The 15,500-nt window shown below is 60.8% G+C and carries 16 protein-coding genes; 12 read left to right on the forward strand and 4 right to left on the reverse strand.

The features are described from left to right. The 3 genes from AB4Z19_RS24700 to AB4Z19_RS24710 form a co-directional block, all read left to right on the forward strand. Positions 1-395: hypothetical protein (locus AB4Z19_RS24700; RefSeq protein ID WP_442036337.1), on the forward strand; the 395-nt coding region annotated here is incomplete at its 5' end. 9 nt (positions 396-404) lie between these two features. After that, positions 405-1,757 carry a sensor histidine kinase gene (locus AB4Z19_RS24705; protein WP_442028564.1) on the forward strand — a complete coding sequence of 451 codons (1,353 nt, stop codon included), beginning with the start codon at positions 405-407 and terminating at the stop codon, positions 1,755-1,757. Between the two features lie 62 nt (positions 1,758-1,819). Beyond that, on the forward strand, positions 1,820-2,587 hold the full coding sequence (locus tag AB4Z19_RS24710) for a LytR/AlgR family response regulator transcription factor (RefSeq protein ID WP_442036339.1): 768 nt from the start codon (positions 1,820-1,822) through the stop codon (positions 2,585-2,587). 150 nt (positions 2,588-2,737) lie between these two features. Here the strand turns inward: AB4Z19_RS24710 and AB4Z19_RS24715 are convergent, their stop codons facing one another. The 3 genes from AB4Z19_RS24715 to AB4Z19_RS24725 form a co-directional block, all read right to left on the reverse strand. Continuing rightward, complete coding sequence (locus AB4Z19_RS24715) at positions 2,738-3,820, reverse strand: porin (protein ID WP_442028562.1); 1,083 nt, start codon at positions 3,818-3,820, stop codon at positions 2,738-2,740. A gap of 82 nt (positions 3,821-3,902) precedes the next feature. Next, a complete protein-coding gene (locus tag AB4Z19_RS24720; protein WP_442036341.1) occupies positions 3,903-4,391 on the reverse strand; it encodes a class I SAM-dependent methyltransferase in 489 nt (162 codons plus the stop codon). After that, complete coding sequence (locus AB4Z19_RS24725; RefSeq protein WP_442036343.1) at positions 4,388-5,329, reverse strand: CysB family HTH-type transcriptional regulator; 942 nt, start codon at positions 5,327-5,329, stop codon at positions 4,388-4,390. The genes AB4Z19_RS24720 and AB4Z19_RS24725 overlap by 4 nt, the downstream gene beginning before the upstream one ends. Before the next feature lie 149 nt (positions 5,330-5,478). Between AB4Z19_RS24725 and AB4Z19_RS24730 the strand changes: the two genes are divergently transcribed. The 9 genes from AB4Z19_RS24730 (at position 5,479) to AB4Z19_RS24770 (ending at position 15,152) form a co-directional block, all read left to right on the forward strand. Further along, positions 5,479-7,173: a nitrite/sulfite reductase gene (locus tag AB4Z19_RS24730; RefSeq protein WP_442036345.1), complete on the forward strand. Its 1,695-nt coding sequence runs from the start codon at positions 5,479-5,481 to the stop codon at positions 7,171-7,173. Beyond that, positions 7,166-7,714, forward strand: a complete 549-nt coding sequence (locus AB4Z19_RS24735) for a DUF934 domain-containing protein (RefSeq protein ID WP_442025702.1) — start codon at positions 7,166-7,168, stop codon at positions 7,712-7,714. Before AB4Z19_RS24730 ends, AB4Z19_RS24735 begins: the two co-directional genes overlap by 8 nt. 2 nt (positions 7,715-7,716) lie before the next feature. Next, on the forward strand, positions 7,717-8,430 hold the full coding sequence (locus AB4Z19_RS24740; RefSeq protein ID WP_442025703.1) for a phosphoadenylyl-sulfate reductase: 714 nt from the start codon (positions 7,717-7,719) through the stop codon (positions 8,428-8,430). Continuing rightward, the gene (cysD, locus tag AB4Z19_RS24745; RefSeq protein ID WP_442036347.1) at positions 8,431-9,357 is read left to right on the forward strand and encodes a sulfate adenylyltransferase subunit CysD; all 927 of its coding nucleotides are present in this window, start codon (positions 8,431-8,433) and stop codon (positions 9,355-9,357) included. Beyond that, positions 9,357-10,664, forward strand: coding sequence for a sulfate adenylyltransferase subunit 1 (locus AB4Z19_RS24750; RefSeq protein WP_442036349.1), 1,308 nt, complete (start codon positions 9,357-9,359; stop codon positions 10,662-10,664). Before cysD ends, AB4Z19_RS24750 begins: the two co-directional genes overlap by 1 nt. A 77-nt stretch (positions 10,665-10,741) precedes the next feature. After that, on the forward strand, positions 10,742-11,509 hold the full coding sequence (cobA, locus tag AB4Z19_RS24755) for a uroporphyrinogen-III C-methyltransferase (RefSeq protein ID WP_442025706.1): 768 nt from the start codon (positions 10,742-10,744) through the stop codon (positions 11,507-11,509). A gap of 47 nt (positions 11,510-11,556) precedes the next feature. Continuing rightward, positions 11,557-13,605 carry a M13 family metallopeptidase gene (locus AB4Z19_RS24760; RefSeq protein ID WP_442036351.1) on the forward strand — a complete coding sequence of 683 codons (2,049 nt, stop codon included), beginning with the start codon at positions 11,557-11,559 and terminating at the stop codon, positions 13,603-13,605. Between the two features lie 60 nt (positions 13,606-13,665). Next, positions 13,666-14,424 carry a hypothetical protein gene (locus AB4Z19_RS24765; protein WP_442036353.1) on the forward strand — a complete coding sequence of 253 codons (759 nt, stop codon included), beginning with the start codon at positions 13,666-13,668 and terminating at the stop codon, positions 14,422-14,424. Beyond that, entirely contained in the window at positions 14,421-15,152 is a 732-nt protein-coding gene (locus tag AB4Z19_RS24770) for a hypothetical protein (RefSeq protein ID WP_442029921.1), read from the forward strand. The genes AB4Z19_RS24765 and AB4Z19_RS24770 overlap by 4 nt, the downstream gene beginning before the upstream one ends. Here AB4Z19_RS24770 and AB4Z19_RS24775 read toward each other — a convergent pair. Then, complete coding sequence (locus AB4Z19_RS24775) at positions 15,122-15,499, reverse strand: sirohydrochlorin chelatase (protein WP_442029922.1); 378 nt, start codon at positions 15,497-15,499, stop codon at positions 15,122-15,124. The genes AB4Z19_RS24770 and AB4Z19_RS24775 overlap by 31 nt on opposite strands. Position 15,500: the final 1 nt, after the last annotated feature.

Here is a 15,500-nt window from a genome sequence, read left to right on the forward strand (position 1 = left end):
ATTTTGTGCATTTTGTGCGAGCATTTGAAGCATATTATTTGAGCATCGCGCCATTCGGCGCGTTGGCCATCTTCAAACGCCCACACTTATCGACTGTTGATTTTTTAAAGATCGCTGCGTTTAGCGACAAATCGTTGTGTTTGTCAGCAGCAGAGAAGCGAGATTATGCGGTACAGCGTGCAACTCGTCAACCCCTTCGTTTTCAGCGTCTTGCGCTTCAAACTTCTCGCTTCGTTTCGCGCTGTTTGCTGCGTTGCGTTGCGAGGGACAGAACTATAGCAAACGAATCGCGCGTCCGCAAGGGCTTCCTTCCATTCCCCTTTTTCTGCATCCTGTCGCACTCCCATAGACAGGTTTGCGCCAGGTTATCTACACTTGCACCATACTTAAGATGAAAGCCATGAATGTTCCCTCAGCCAAAAGTGCAAGATACCGCGAAGACTGTCCTGGCCTGGTTGCATGCCGGCTTCGACAAGACCGCCAACTGGGTGACCCAGCTGTCGTGGTGGAAGTTCTTCCTGTTTGCCGCACTCTCGCTCATCGCCGCGTCCATCCTGCAGGAGGAGCTGTTCTCGCCGCGCCAGGAAGATGAAATGGTCATGAAGTCGCATAAGCGGCCGAAAGCAGGCGCGGACACCAATATCACCATCGACGACAGCGGCATCCACTTCAACCCGCGCGCCGGCAAGATCAAGAAAGAACAGCCTAAGGACGACGACTCCACCGATTCCAGCGAAGCCAGCGCTAGCGCCGAGGCCCCCGCCCCGGCAGAGCCGGCGGCCGAGCCAGCCGAGCCTGCAGTGCCAGCCCCACCAGCACCGCCCGCTCCAATGACAGGCAAAATGAGCAAAGGCAAAGGCTTGAAAGCCCCTGCCCCACCGGCCGCGCCGATGCCGGGCGAAGAAGTCCACATCGAACTGCCGCCTCAAATCGGCGAAGAGCTGTCCAATGCGCTCGAACAAGCCGTCGACAATGCCGCCGAAGAAAAAGTCTCCCGCTATCACAAGCAGGCATCGACCTGGTTCACCAGCTTCGTAACCCTGGCGCTGCTGGCTCTGTTCGCCACCAAGGCCCTGGTTGGCGGCAAAAAGAAAGCGGAAGCCGAAGCCCAGACCGCAACCGCCGCTGCCGAGCGCGAATCCATGCAGCGCCAGCTGAGCGAAGCCAAGATGCAGATGATGCAGGCCCAGGTGGAGCCGCACTTCCTGTTCAACACGCTGGCTTCGGTGGAACACCTGATCGAAACCGACCCGCCGCGCGCCTCCGCCATGCAGCGCAGCCTCATCAAATATCTGCGCGCGGTGCTGCCGCAAATGCGCGAATCCTCGCTGATGTCCAACCTCGGCCAGGAAGCGGACATGGTCGCCGCCTACCTCGCCCTGCTGAAAATGCGCATGGAAGAACGCCTCACCGTCGATTTCGACATCCCCGAAGGCCTGCGCACCGCTTGTTTCCCACCGATGATGCTGCAATCCACGGTGGAGAACGCCATCAAGCACGGTCTGGAAGCGAAGCCGGAAGGCGGCACGCTGAAAGTGCGCGGCGACATCGCCCACAACAAGCTGCGCGTCACTGTCACCGACGACGGCCTGGGCTTTGGCGCCAAGCCCAGCACCGGCACCGGCCTGGGCCTGACCAATATCCGCGAGCGCCTCAAGCTCCTGCACGGCGACAAGGCGTCGCTGAGCATTGAACCGAACTTCCCCAGCGGCGTCATCGCCATCATCGAAGTGCCATATGTACTGGCGAAGCAATAGCGATTGCACGGAAGTGCAAATCGTTGAATAATTGATACCTGTTTTTCAACCACTGAGAGACCATGCCAACTGCAATCATTGCTGACGACGAACGTTTAATGCGCGACCAACTGCGCATGCGCCTGGGCCAGGTTTGGCCTGAACTGGAAATCGTTGGCGAAGCCAAGAACGGAGACGAAGCCATCGAGCTGGTGGATGAGCTGAACCCGGACTTCACATTCCTCGACATCCGCATGCCCGGCAAGACCGGCATGGAGGCCGCTGCCGAAATCGGCAACAAGAGCCAGGTGGTGTTCGTGACTGCCTACGACGCTTACGCAGTTGAAGCGTTCGAACGCGGCGCCGTCGATTACGTGCTGAAGCCGCCTGAGCCGGAGCGCCTGAAGATTACGGTCGAGCGCTTGAAGTCACGTGCGGACAAGCCCGCCGCTTCCACCGATGCGAATGCCAATATCACGGCAATTCTGTCCCAGCTGACCGAGAAGATCGCCCAGCCAAAACAGAAATACCTGCAATGGATTCAGGCCAGCATCGGCCAGGACATCCGCATGATTCCGGTCGAAGAAATCCTGTTCTTCCGCTCGGATGAAAAGTACACCTGCGTGCAGACTGAAAAGTTCGAAGCCTTGATCCGCAAACCGGTGCGCGATCTGGCCGATGAACTCGACCCGTCGCTGTTCTGGCAAATCCACCGCGCCACGCTGGTGAACGTGAACGCCATCGAAGGCGTGACGCGTGACATCCGCGGCCGCCACCTGGTCATGATCAAGGGCCGTCCAGACAAGCTGGAAGTCAGCCGGAGTTTCCTGCACCTGTTCAAGCAGATGTAAAAACCCACGGCGTAACCCGAGTGCCAGCCACGATGTGGCTGGCACTTGTTTTTTGCCGTGGGTTCTTAAAAAAATGGCGGGCACGCGGCCCGCAAAAAAGATCATGAATCACCTCGAGAGTTGCGGGCCTTTCAGCCCGCGGTGCAGCAATTAGAACGTGTGCTTCACGCCCAGATTGAATGCCTTGTCGCCAGAACCCGGCTCGGTGTTGTTGCCAACGGTGTAGCCGGCGCCGTTCTTGTTCTTGATTTTCGCGTAGGTCAGGTATGCAGTGGTACGCTTGGACAGGCTGTGCAGGTAGCCCAGACCCCACTGATTTGCGTCCTGGTTGTTTTGCTTGTCGTTCTTCTTGATGTAAGAAGCGACGATGTTGCCCGAGCCAACTGGCACGGTGGTGCCGATCAGCCATTCGTCGGAGTCGTTCGACGAAATTGGCGCCACTTTGAAGCCGTAGGCGTTAGCGACTGGGATCGGAGCGGAGCCCGCGCCCTTGTCACGCTCGTAACCGAAGAAGGCCTTGGCAACGCCGAAGTCGTAGTTCACAGCCAGCAGGGTGTTCTTGGCGGTCGGCTTGTCAACGGCAGGGGTGGTGCCAACAGCAGCAACGTCGTTGTTCTTGTTGTTGTACACCAGGCGCGCGTTCAGCGGGCCGTTGGCGTAGTTCAGGCCCAGGCCGAACTGGCGGCCAGCGCTGTTGTCGCCGGACTGTTCGCCCAGAGCGTACATACCGTCAACGCTGAAACCTTCCATCGATGGGGAGTTATACACGATGGCGTTGGAGGTACGGGTGTTCACGCCGCCGGTTGGGAACAGGTTCTTGGCGGTACCAGCGTAGCCGGCGCCGAACGGGTCCATCACTTGGGACAGAGCGTTATACAGCATGGTGTACTGACGGCCCAGGGTTACGGAACCCAGGTCTTTGCTCTTCAGGCCAACATAAGCCTGGCGCTGAGCGAACACACCTGCGGTGTCTTGCTCACCGGTGTCGATCTTCACGCCGGATTCGATGACGAAGATTGCGGATGCGCCGCCACCCAGATCTTCAGTGCCGCGGAAGCCCAGACGGGATGCGGAGCCAACACCACTGGTCACCTTGTTGACGCTACCGTTCACGCCGCCACGCTCGGCAACGAAACCTGCATCAACGATACCGTAGATGGTTACGTTGGATTGAGCTTGGGCTTGTGCTGCCAAGCCGCCAATGATCAGTGCTGCCAGAGTCAGTTTTTTCACTTGTTGTCCTACTAGTTGAGGTTAATGACGGGGCGTATCTTGCATGCCAAACATTTCAAGATTATGACAAAGGAAAAATTGTTTATTTCAGACGACAGTTTAGCAACCAATAATATTTTAGGCGTTCTATCCTGATTTCGCGTACAAATGCAGCTAATTTCTTACGTAAATAGCTGTCTGCAGGGTAGTTTTTGACGACTTCGACACGTTGTTCGCCTGCAACACTGTGAAATTGATACGTGTTTCCCACAATATCCGTACGCGCCACAGGTGTGCTTTGACCATCGACATAATTGTCATCAAGCAGGATTAATAAGGCATCTTTGCCAACGCGCTGGCGCAATTGCTTCAAGAAGGACTCCTGGTCCTCGCGCTTGACGGCAGACCATTGGCCGGCGACGAACACCGCAGTGCAGCCCTCCGCCTCGCTCTCGGAGTGCACCGAAGCGGCGGAACCTTCGATGACAGGTGTCCAGGACGTGTCACCCAGCTGTAATACTTTATGGCCCCGCACCAGCTCGGCCACCTTCGCCTGCATCAATTGCAGGTCGGCATTTTTCTCGTTGTTCATAATTCGTAGTTGTCCTGCTCGCCCTTCATCGCCTGCTCGATGAGCTTGCGGTTCAGCGTCGGGGCCAGCAATTCGATAAATGTATATATATAGGAGCGCAGGTAAGCTCCCTGCTTCACCGCGACGCGCGAGACATTCATGCCGAACAGGTGTCCGGCCGGGATGGCGCGCAGGTTGCGGTCGCGTTCGGGGTCGAAAGCCATGCCGGCGATGATGCCGATACCCATGCCCAGTTCCACATAGGTCTTGATCACATCGGCGTCGATGGCTTCCAGCAGCACGTCCGGCTTCAAACCACGCAGGGAAAAGGCGTGGTCGATCTTGGAGCGGCCGGCGAAGGCGGCATCATACGTGATGACCGGGAAGGCGGCCACCTCTTCCAGGGTGATCGGCTTGGATTTCAGCAGCGGATGCTCCTGCGGCACCACCACCACGTGCTCCCACTGGTAGCACGGCAGGGTAATCAGGCCGTCGATCGCGGCAATCGACTCGGTGGCAATGGCCAGGTCGGCCTGGTCGCGCTGCACCATCTCCGCGATCTGGCGAGGATTTCCTTGCAGCAATGACAAACGCACTTTGGGATACTTCTGCATGAAGGCCTGCACCACTTTCGGGAGCGTATAGCGCGCCTGGGTATGGGTGGTGGCGATGGTAAAGCTGCCGGAATCCTGGGCCGCATACTCCTTGCCGATGCGTTTCAGGCTGTCGATCTCCTGCATGATCAGTTCCACCGACTGCAACACCAGCCGGCCCGGCTCGGTCAGGCCGCGGATACGCTTGCCGTGGCGGGTGAAGATGTCGACGCCCAGCTCTTCTTCCAGCTCGATAATGGCCTTGGAAACCCCCGGCTGAGAGGTGAACAGCGCCTTGGCGGCATCGGTCAGGTTGTAGTTCTGGCGGACGGCTTCTCGTACGAATCGCAGTTGATGAAGGTTCATTGTCAGTCTCTAAAGCTTTCCCAGCCCATATTTTACGCTGATGCTTATACCCAAACTGCATATAAGCAAATAAAGACTAAGTCGTTTGGAATAAAGCTCCAGTTTATTACCATTGAAGCTACTTTGGGCCATGCCTTACTGGGAAAGCTATGTATCAATACGATCAATACGACCATCTCATCGTGCGGGAACGCATTGCGCAGTACCGCGACCAGGTGCGCCGCCGCCTGAGCGATGAGCTGACCGAAGCCGAATTCCTGCCGCTGCGCTTGCAAAACGGCTTGTACATGCAGCGTCACGCCTACATGCTGCGTATCGCCGTTCCCTACGGCCTGCTGGCCTCCAAGCAAATGCGCATGTTTGCCCATATCGCCCGCAAGTACGACCGCGGCTATGGCCACTTCACCACCCGCCAGAACATCCAGTTCAACTGGGTCAACCTGGAAGACACGCCGGACATCCTGACCGACCTGGCTTCGGTGGAGATGCACGCCATCCAGACTTCCGGCAATTGCATCCGCAACGTGACCTCCGACGAACTGGCCGGCGTGGCGGCGGACGAAATCATCGATCCGCGCCCTTATGCTGAGGTGCTGCGCCAGTGGTCCACCTTCCACCCCGAGTTCATCGCCCTGCCGCGTAAATTCAAGGTTGCCATCAACGGCGCCGTGGAAGACCGCGCCGCGATTGCCGTGCACGATATCGGCCTCACCGTGGTGAAAAACGAAGCAGGCGAAATCGGCTTCAAGGTGATGGTTGGCGGCGGTCTGGGCCGCACGCCGATCATCGGCACCACCATCCGCGAATTCCTGCCGCGCGAGCACCTGCTGACTTATATTGAAGCGATCATGCGCGTGTATAACCTGCACGGCCGCCGCGACAACAAGTACAAGGCCCGCATCAAGATCCTGCTGAAAGCCATCGGCGCGGAAGAATTCGCGCGCCAGGTGGAAGCCGAGTGGGAAGACCTGAAAGGCACCGAACAGACCCTGACGCTGGAAGAAATGGAGCGCGTGATCGCCTACTTCCAGCCGCACGACTATGCCACCCTGCCGAACGTGAATCCGGCAGCCGGCCACGAAGACAACAAGGCCTTCGCCAACTGGCTGAAGCGCAATGTGAAGCCGCACAAGGTCGCCGGCTATGCCGCCGTGATCCTGTCGCTGAAGAAGACCGGCGTGCCGCCGGGCGACGCGACCGCCGAGCAGATGGATTTCATGGCCGACCTGTCCGACCGCTACAGCTTCGGCGAACTGCGCGTGACTCACGAACAGAACATCGTGCTGGCCGACGTTGAGCAGTCCAAGCTGTTCACGCTGTGGCAGGAAGTCAAAGCCAAAGGCCTGGCAACGCCGAATATCGGCCTGCTGACCGACATGATCTGCTGCCCTGGCGGCGACTTCTGCTCGCTGGCCAATGCCAAGTCGATCCCGATCGCCGCTTCCATCGCAGAGCGCTTCGACCACATCGACTTCCTGCACGATATCGGCGAGATCGAGCTGAATATCTCCGGCTGCATCAACGCCTGCGGCCACCACCACGTCGGCTCCATCGGCGTCCTGGGCGTGGATAAGGATGGCAGCGAATGGTATCAAGTGTCGATCGGCGGCGCGCAAGGCAATCACGCCGCGATCGGCAAGATCATTGGCCCGTCCTTCTCGGCCTTGCAAATGCCGGAAGTGATCGACCGCCTGCTGCAGGTCTATCTGCGCGAACGTACCTCGCCGGAAGAACACTTTGCTGACACCGTAACACGCATTGGCGTCGCCCCGTTCAAGGACTTTGTATACGCCACGCCGATTCATGAACAGGGCCGCCTGATTGGAGAAGATGAATATGCCTAAGCAGATTATCAAGGGCCGCGAAATCGTGGCGGACGACTGGATCGAGCTGCGCCTCGCCGAAGGTGAGGAAGCGGCGTCGGTCGCCGTCCCCGAGGGCAAAGTCATTGTTCCCCTGAGCGTGTGGAACGCCCAGCGCGAAGTCCTGGCCGCGCGCGCAGAAGTTGGCGTGTGGCTGGCACCGGACGACGATCCCTTCGCGCTGAAGGACGATCTGTCGAAATTTGCCGTTGTGGCAGTGGACTTCCCGAAATTCACCGATGGCCGCGGCTACTCCATCGCCTACAACCTGCGCGTACGCCTCGGCTACAAAGGCGAGCTGCGCGCGATTGGCGACGTGCTGCGCGACCAGCTGTTCTCCATGCACCGCGTGGGCTTCGACGCTTACGCCACCCGTCCGGACCGCAGCATCGAAGATGCGTTGAAAGGCCTGACCGTCTTCAGCGAAACCTACCAGGCTTCAGTGGACGTACGTAATCCCCTGTTCCGCCGCCATCTGCGCAGCGGTCCGGTGGAAACCACTGACGTCGGCTACGGGATCTGATCATGAGCGAGCTCGCCAACCGCGTCGCCGCGACGCGCGAAACGCTTGAGCGCATCGCGCGCGACTTCACGCCTGCTGTCTTCGCATCCAGCCTGGCTGCGGAGGACATGGTGCTGACGGATCTGATCTTGAAGAACAAGCTTGGCATCGGCATCTTCTCGCTGGAGACGGGCCGCCTGCACAAGGAAACGCTGGCGATGGTGGACCGCGTGAAGGAACACTACGATTACGACATCGCCCTGTTCCGCCCGCAGCCGGAAGCCGTCGACGCATACGTGTCGCAGAATGGTCTGAACGCCTTCTACGACAGCATCGAGCTGCGCAAGGAATGCTGCCGCATCCGCAAGGTGGAGCCGCTGGGCCGGGCGCTGAAGGACAAGAAATCCTGGGTAACCGGCCAGCGCCGCGCCCAGTCCAGCACCCGCGCCGAACTGGCGGTGCAGGAAGACGACGCAGCCCACGGCATGGTGAAGTTCAATCCGCTAGCCGATTGGTCAGAGGAAGAAGTGTGGGAATACCTGCGCGCCAATGGGGTGCCCTACAATGAATTACACGATCAGGGCTATCCATCGATCGGCTGCGAACCCTGCACCCGCGCCATCCAGCCGGGCGAGGATGTGCGCGCCGGACGCTGGTGGTGGGAGAACCCGGACTCCAAGGAATGCGGCCTGCACATGGTCGACGGCAAACTGATTCGCATCAAGAAGGTAAGCTAAATGAACGCACTAGTAGAACAACATGTAGTCAATTCGCGCCACCTGGACGCGCTGGAATCCGAAGCGATTCACATCTTGCGCGAAGTGGCTGCCGAGTGCTCCAATCCCGCCCTGCTCTTCTCGGGCGGTAAGGACTCCGTGGTGCTGCTGCGCCTTGCGGAGAAGGCTTTCCGTCCCGGCAAATTCCCCTTCCCGCTGGTGCACATCGACACCGGCCACAATTTCCCGGAAGTGATCGAGTTCCGCGACCGCCGCGTCGCCGAACTGGGCGAGCGCCTGATCGTGGGTTCGGTGGAAGACTCGATCAAGAAAGGCACCGTGCGCCTGCGCAATCCGCAGACCGACTCGCGCAATGCCGCGCAGGCCGTGACTCTGCTGGAAACCATCGCCGAACACGGCTTCGACGCCTGCATCGGCGGCGCGCGCCGCGATGAAGAGAAGGCTCGCGCCAAAGAACGCATCTTCTCCTTCCGCGACGAATTCGGCCAGTGGGACCCGAAGGCGCAGCGCCCGGAACTGTGGGACCTGTATAACACCCGCGTCCATCCGGGCGAGAACATGCGCGTGTTCCCGATCTCGAACTGGACCGAACTGGATGTGTGGCAGTACATCGCCCGCGAAAACCTGGCCCTGCCGTCGATCTACTTCGCGCACGAGCGCCAGGTGATCCCGCGTAACGGCTTGCTGGTGCCGCTGACTGACATCACACCGCCACGCGAAGGCGAAACGGTGGAGACGCAAGTCGTGCGCTTCCGTACCGTGGGCGATATCTCCTGCACCTGCCCTGTGTCTTCCGATGCAGCGGACGTGGACGCGATCATCGCCGAAACCGCAGTCACCCAGATCACTGAGCGCGGCGCGACCCGCATGGACGACCAGACGTCCGAAGCCTCGATGGAAAAACGCAAGAAGCAAGGATACTTCTGATGAACGCCCGTAACGAAAACCTGAGCGAACGCGGACTGCTTCGCTTCATCACCGCCGGTTCCGTCGACGACGGCAAAAGCACCCTGATCGGCCGCCTGCTGTTCGACAGCAAGGGCATCTTCGCCGACCAGCTGGCCGCCGTGTCGCGCGCCAAGCATAAGCGCACCGTGGGCGATACCATCGACCTGTCCCTGCTGACCGATGGCCTGGAAGCCGAGCGCGAACAGGGCATCACCATCGACGTGGCCTACCGCTACTTCGCAACGCCGAAGCGCAAGTTCATCATCGCCGATACGCCTGGCCACGAGCAGTACACCCGCAATATGGTGACTGGCGCGTCAACGGCCGACGCGGTGATCATTCTGATCGACGTGTCGAAAGTGAAGCTGCGCGAAGACGGTGGCGTGGACCTGCTGATCCAGACCAAGCGCCACTCCACCATCGCCCATCTGCTGCAGATCGAACACGTGGTCGTCGCCGTGAACAAGATGGACCTGGTGAACTACGACCAGGACGTGTACGACCGCATCGTCAAGGCTTACCGCGAGTTCGCCGCGACGCTGGGCATCAAGGACATCACCACCATTCCACTGTCCGCTCTGACCGGCGACAACGTGGTGGAAACGAGCGAAAAGATGGATTGGTACAAAGGCCCGACCCTGATCGAGCTGCTGGAAAACCTGTCCGTGTACGACGAATCGCACAATGACGCCTTCCGCTTCCCGGTGCAGCTGGTGGCCCGCCACAACGGCCACGAAGCCAACGACTTCCGCGGCTATATGGGCCGCATCGAAGCGGGCAGCGTATCGGTTGGCGACAAGCTGACGGTGCAGCCTTCGGGCCAGTCGGCCACTGTGAAAGACATCGTCACCTTCGACGGTTCGCTGACCACCGCATCCGCGGGCCAGTCGGTGACCATCGTGCTGAACGAATATGTGGACGTGTCGCGCGGCGATATGCTGGTATGCAGCAATCAGCCGGCTACCCTGCTGAAGCAGGTGAATGCCGATGTGTGCTGGCTGTCCGAAGAGCCGCTGGACCTGCGCCGCAAATACTGGCTGAAGCACGGCACCAAGCAGACCGCCGCCAAGATCACCAAAATCGATTCGATCCTTGACATCAACACGCAGCAGCGTCACGATGCAGAGGCGTTGAAGCTGAACGATGTGGCCCGTATCGGCATCACCGTGCAGCAGCCGCTGGCCGCCGATGCCTATGCAGACATCCGTGCCACCGGCGCCTTCATCCTGATCGACGAAGTCACGCACCAGACGGTTGCCGCAGGCATGATTCGCCTCGGCGAATAACACCACCGCAGCGCGATGTAGGGCGGATCATCCGATCCGCCGTGCTGCGCCAATGAATGCCAGGGAAAGCGAGCAGCATGCCAGCGTATGGAAAAGTTTATCTGATCGGGGCCGGTCCCGGAGCTCAGGATCTGATCACCATGCGCGGCGCACGCCTGCTGGCTGCCGCCGACGTCGTTCTCTACGATGCCCTCGTCACCCCGGAAATGCTGGAACTCTGTCCGCAGGCGGAAAAAATCTCGGTCGGCAAGCGCGCCGGGCAGCGCTCCGCCGCGCAGGAGTTCATCAACCAGCAATTGCTTGAATGCGCCGCGCGCGCCACGCTGGTGGTACGCCTCAAGGGGGGCGATCCCATGCTGTTCGGCCGCGCCGATGAAGAACTGCGCGCGCTGGAAGAACACGGCATCGAATGCGAAGTCGTACCAGGCATCACGACTGCCGTTGCTGCCGCTGCCGCCGCCAAGCAGCCGCTGACCAAGCGCGGCGTGGCCCGCAACGTCGCCTTCTTCACCTCTTCCACCGCGCCCGGCCATCCGGACGAAGTAGCCATTCCCTCCACCGACACGCTGGTGCAATACATGGGCGGCCGCGAAGCCATCGCCACCGCCCAGCGCCTGCTGGACCAGGGCCGTTCCGGCGACACGCCGGTGCTGGTACTGGAAAACGTCAGCCGCAGCGACCAGCGCATCGAACGCATCACGCTCGACCAGCTGGCGCATGGCCTGCACATGGCGCATGGCCCCGTGCTGGTAATGCTGGGCGACGCCATGGCCACGCGCCCCCACCAGCCAGCGGATGCCGATCACGGCAGCGATCTCCCCGCCCTGACCCGCAAACCGGTCTGACACCGGCGACAGTGTAAAATTGCCATCTCTTTATCGGGGAGATGACAATGCGATTTGCGGGACTGTTATTCCTGGCCCTGGCGGCCGGTCCAAGCCTTGCGCAGAACAGCGCTAATACGCCACTGACTGCCCTGCCCTATACGCCGGGACTTGACGTGGAAGCCATGGACCGCAGCGCCGATCCCTGCGCGGATTTCTACCAGTACGCCTGCGGCGGCTGGATGAAGAACAATCCGATCCCGGCTGACCAGAGCATCTGGAACGTCTACCGCAAACTGACCAACGACAACCAGCGCTACCTGTGGGGCATCCTGGACACGCTGGCGCAAGGCGGCGCCGAGCGTAATGCCGCTCAACAAAAGGCCGGCGACTACTTCGCCGCCTGCATGGATGAGAAAGCCGTCGACCAGCTGGGCGCCAAGCCGCTGAACGACTACTTCGCCCTCATCGATGGCATGCATGACAAGAAGGACTTGCCGCGCGTGCTGGGCCGCCTGCACATTGAAATCGCGAGCAGCATGCTGTTCGACTTCGGCTCCAACCAGGACTTCGCCGACTCCAACCAGGTGATCGCTTTCGCCAATGCGGCCGACCTCGGCCTGCCCGACCGCGACTACTACCTGAAGACGGACCAGAAATCGAAAGACATGCTGGCTAAGTACCGCGCCCACATCGCCCGCACGTTCGAGCTGCTGGGCGACTCCGCCGCGGCCGCCGGCGCGGCAGCCGACAAGGTGGTCAGCTTCGAACGCGTGCTGGCGCAAGCCTCGCTGTCGAAAGTGGACAAGCGCGATCCGTATAAGCTGTTCCACAAGGCGAAGCTGTCGGAGCTGCAGGCCATGACGCCAGCCTTCGCATGGAACGAGTATCTCGACGCGATCGGCGTGGCCGGCGTAAGCGAATTCAATGTGTCGGAGCCCATGTTCTATAAGGCGCTGAACGCTTCGCTGAAACGCATGCCGCTGGCCGACATCAAAACCTATCTGCGCTGGCACGTGGCGCGCGCCATGTCACCCTACCTGTCGAACGCCTTCGTCAACGAGAACTTCGGTTTCTACCAGAAGACCCTGCGCGGTGTGCCGGAGCTTCAGCCACGCTGGAAACGCTGCGTGCGCCTCGTTGACACCCAGCTGGGCGAAGCGCTGGGCCAGGAATTCGTCAGCCGCGCTTTCAGCCCGCAACTGAAGGAACAGACCCAGCACCTGACGCACCAGATCGAAGTCGCCATGAAGGAGGACATCGACTCGCTGAACTGGATGAGTGATGAAACCAAGCGCAAGGCACAGGAAAAGCTGGCCGCCGTCGCCAACAAGATCGGCTATCCGGACAAATGGCGCGACTACAGCAGCTATTCCGTGTCGCGCACCGATTTCGCCGGGAATCTGACGCGCGGCGTGGCGTTTGAAACGAAGCGCCAGCTGGCGAAGATCGGCAAGCCGCTCGATCGCAGCGAGTGGGGCATGACGCCGCCGACGGTCAACGCCTACTACAACCCGCAGATGAATGACATCAACTTCCCTGCGGGCGTGCTGCAGCCACCGCTTTACGACGCAAAAATGGACGCAGCGCCGAACTACGGCAACACCGGCGGCACCATCGGCCACGAACTGACCCACGGCTTCGACGATGAAGGCCGCCAGTTCGACGCCAAGGGCAATCTGAAAGACTGGTGGACCAAGAAGGACGCCAAGGCCTTCACCGACCGTGCCCAGTGCATCGTCGACCAGTACGCGCAGTACACCATCGTCGACGACATCAAGATCAACAGCAAGCTGACCCTGGGTGAAGACGTGGCCGACCTCGGCGGCCTGATTCTGGCCTGGATGGCGTGGAAATCCGAGATCGCCAATGCGCCGCAACAGGCGCGCGATGGCCTGTCGCCGGAACAGCGCTTCTTCGTTGGCTACGCGCAGTGGGCCTGCGAGAACGACCGTCCGGAGAACGCACGGGTGAACGCTCTGACCAATCCACACTCGCCGGGCCGCTATCGCGTCAATGGCCTGGTAGTGAATATGCCGGAGTTTGCGAAGGCCTTCTCCTGCAAGGCGGGGCAAGCGATGTACAGGGAGCCGGCCAAGATGTGCCGCGTATGGTGATGGGCGTGCGCCCGTGAATAAGCGGGTAAAATACCGGCCTCGTATTTTTAGAGGATGAAGATGAGCCAAGCACATGAAATTCTGGAGCGCGCCCGCAATGCGCGCCTGGCGGGCAAGTATGAGGACGCCCTGCGTGACCACCTGTGGTTCCACGAACATGCGCTGGACGAAGATCCATCGCTGGCGGGCGTGCGTCTGTCCTTCGCGCTACGCGACTGGATTTACCTGGCCGAGCAATTCCCGCTGGCGCGCCGCGCCCTGCAAGCCATCCGCGACCGCGACACCCAGCGCCTGCTCAACGGCGGCGCGACGCTGCAGCGCTTCATGGACATCAACGCCATCAACAGCGCGCTGGGCGAGGATCGTGCAACCCATGAGCTGTTCTCGCAGATCGACGCACAGATTCCGGAGCTGGCAAGGCAATGCGCCGAGCTGGCCATGCCGTCGCTGGTGGCCGTGGAAGATTTCGCCCTCGCCCGCCGCTATCTGCCGGCGCCGCTGGAACGCATTGCCGGACTGGCGCAACGCCTGAACGATTTCGCGCAGGAGATGGCCTCGCGCGGCAGCACCTCGTCTGCCCCGGCCCTGCTGTCCTATGTGCTGAACTACACCAAGGAAGTTCGCCTGATTACCGAAGTCCTGCGCCGCAGCGGCGAGGATGAATTGGTCGAGCAAGTCGCCAGCGCCGCGCTGGAACAGCTGAAGTCCGACGCCCTGCGCGACGCCGTGCAGCGCGAGTTCGAAACTCCCGGCGCGACGATCGCCGCCATGGTGGCCCACGCCAAGGCCGGCGAACAGCCGCCAGCCGGCAAGCAATGAGCGATCTATTCGCCGCCATTGGGCAAGTCCAGCGGGCTCGCGCAGGCGGCGAATTTGCTCTAGCCTTGTTGCTGCATCAAGCCATTCAGATTGCGCCACCGTCCGAAACTCCGGAGGAACGCAGCATTCGGCTATTCGCTCTCAGCGAGTGGGGTCTGCTGGCGGCCGCTTACGCGCCCGCGCGGCAGGCCTTGCAAGCGCTGCGCGACAAGGAAGCAGCACAACTTGCGTCCGACACCGAGCCGCGCATGCAGGTCATTGTAGAGATCAACCGGCACATCAGCGATCCGCAGCACACGCTTGCGCTGTTTCGCCAGCTGGACACGCAGCAGCCCGATATCGCCCGCCGCCTATTCCATGCTCTGGCCGACGTGTTGCTGGAATGTGAGGCCGTCGACATTCTGCAGCGTTACTTGCCCGAACCACAGGAAGGCATGCGCTATCGGGCGCAGTACCTGAATTCCATGGCCAATGAGCGCATCCCGCGGCGATGGGGTGAAGCGCAAGCCTTCGTCAACGATCTCCGCCTGCAATGCGGCGTGCTGGCACTGCTTGGCAAGACCGCTGAGGCGGACGCATTGAAGACCATGGCGGTTGCGCTGATTCAGAGCGACGAAGCGCGTCAGCTGGTGGAAACAGAGCTGGAAGAACCCGGTGAGATTGGTATGCTCATCGCCGAGTGGCAGGCCAGGCAGGATCAGACCGGGCCGAGCGATTTGAGGCAGTAGTCGGTCATTGCGCGCAGCACAGCGGGATCTTCGCCCACGGCATCCACAGCGCGCACCGAAACGCCGGGATGCGCCGCGCGCAGTTCGTCCAGCAGCAGCGGCAGGTCGCGCAGCACATGGCCGCCCTGGCCGAGGAAGACCGGCACCACGGTTACATCATCCACCCCTGTAGCGGCCAGCTCGGCCACCCGCTCCGGCAGGCGGGGCGACATCAATTCCAGGAAGGCCAGCGACACATCGGTGTCCGGCGTCTGCGCGCGCACCAGATTGCGCAGGCGCTCGAACGGCGCGGCCCAGCTGGCGGCACGCGCGCCGTGCGCGAACAGGATCAGTGCGCGCTTGCCCATC

It is taken from the genome of Pseudoduganella sp. RAF19, from assembly GCF_052114165.1.
In the GTDB taxonomy this organism is placed as follows: Bacteria; Pseudomonadota; Gammaproteobacteria; order Burkholderiales; family Burkholderiaceae_D; genus Rugamonas.

Bases quoted from the DNA above. Each gene is read 5' to 3' on its own strand.
- AB4Z19_RS24705 (WP_442028564.1), top strand. From the start codon at position 405: ATGTTCCCTCAGCCAAAAGTGCAAGATACCGCGAAGACTGTCCTGGCC.
- AB4Z19_RS24710 (WP_442036339.1), top strand. From the start codon at position 1,820: ATGCCAACTGCAATCATTGCTGACGACGAACGTTTAATGCGCGACCAA.
- AB4Z19_RS24720 (WP_442036341.1), bottom strand. From the start codon at position 4,391: ATGAACAACGAGAAAAATGCCGACCTGCAATTGATGCAGGCGAAGGTG.
- AB4Z19_RS24725 (WP_442036343.1), bottom strand. From the start codon at position 5,329: ATGAACCTTCATCAACTGCGATTCGTACGAGAAGCCGTCCGCCAGAAC.
- AB4Z19_RS24730 (WP_442036345.1), top strand. From the start codon at position 5,479: ATGTATCAATACGATCAATACGACCATCTCATCGTGCGGGAACGCATT.
- AB4Z19_RS24735 (WP_442025702.1), top strand. From the start codon at position 7,166: ATGCCTAAGCAGATTATCAAGGGCCGCGAAATCGTGGCGGACGACTGG.
- AB4Z19_RS24740 (WP_442025703.1), top strand. From the start codon at position 7,717: ATGAGCGAGCTCGCCAACCGCGTCGCCGCGACGCGCGAAACGCTTGAG.
- cysD (WP_442036347.1), top strand. From the start codon at position 8,431: ATGAACGCACTAGTAGAACAACATGTAGTCAATTCGCGCCACCTGGAC.
- AB4Z19_RS24750 (WP_442036349.1), top strand. From the start codon at position 9,357: ATGAACGCCCGTAACGAAAACCTGAGCGAACGCGGACTGCTTCGCTTC.
- cobA (WP_442025706.1), top strand. From the start codon at position 10,742: ATGCCAGCGTATGGAAAAGTTTATCTGATCGGGGCCGGTCCCGGAGCT.
- AB4Z19_RS24760 (WP_442036351.1), top strand. From the start codon at position 11,557: ATGCGATTTGCGGGACTGTTATTCCTGGCCCTGGCGGCCGGTCCAAGC.
- AB4Z19_RS24765 (WP_442036353.1), top strand. From the start codon at position 13,666: ATGAGCCAAGCACATGAAATTCTGGAGCGCGCCCGCAATGCGCGCCTG.
- AB4Z19_RS24770 (WP_442029921.1), top strand. From the start codon at position 14,421: ATGAGCGATCTATTCGCCGCCATTGGGCAAGTCCAGCGGGCTCGCGCA.
- AB4Z19_RS24775 (WP_442029922.1), bottom strand. From the start codon at position 15,499: ATGGGCAAGCGCGCACTGATCCTGTTCGCGCACGGCGCGCGTGCCGCC.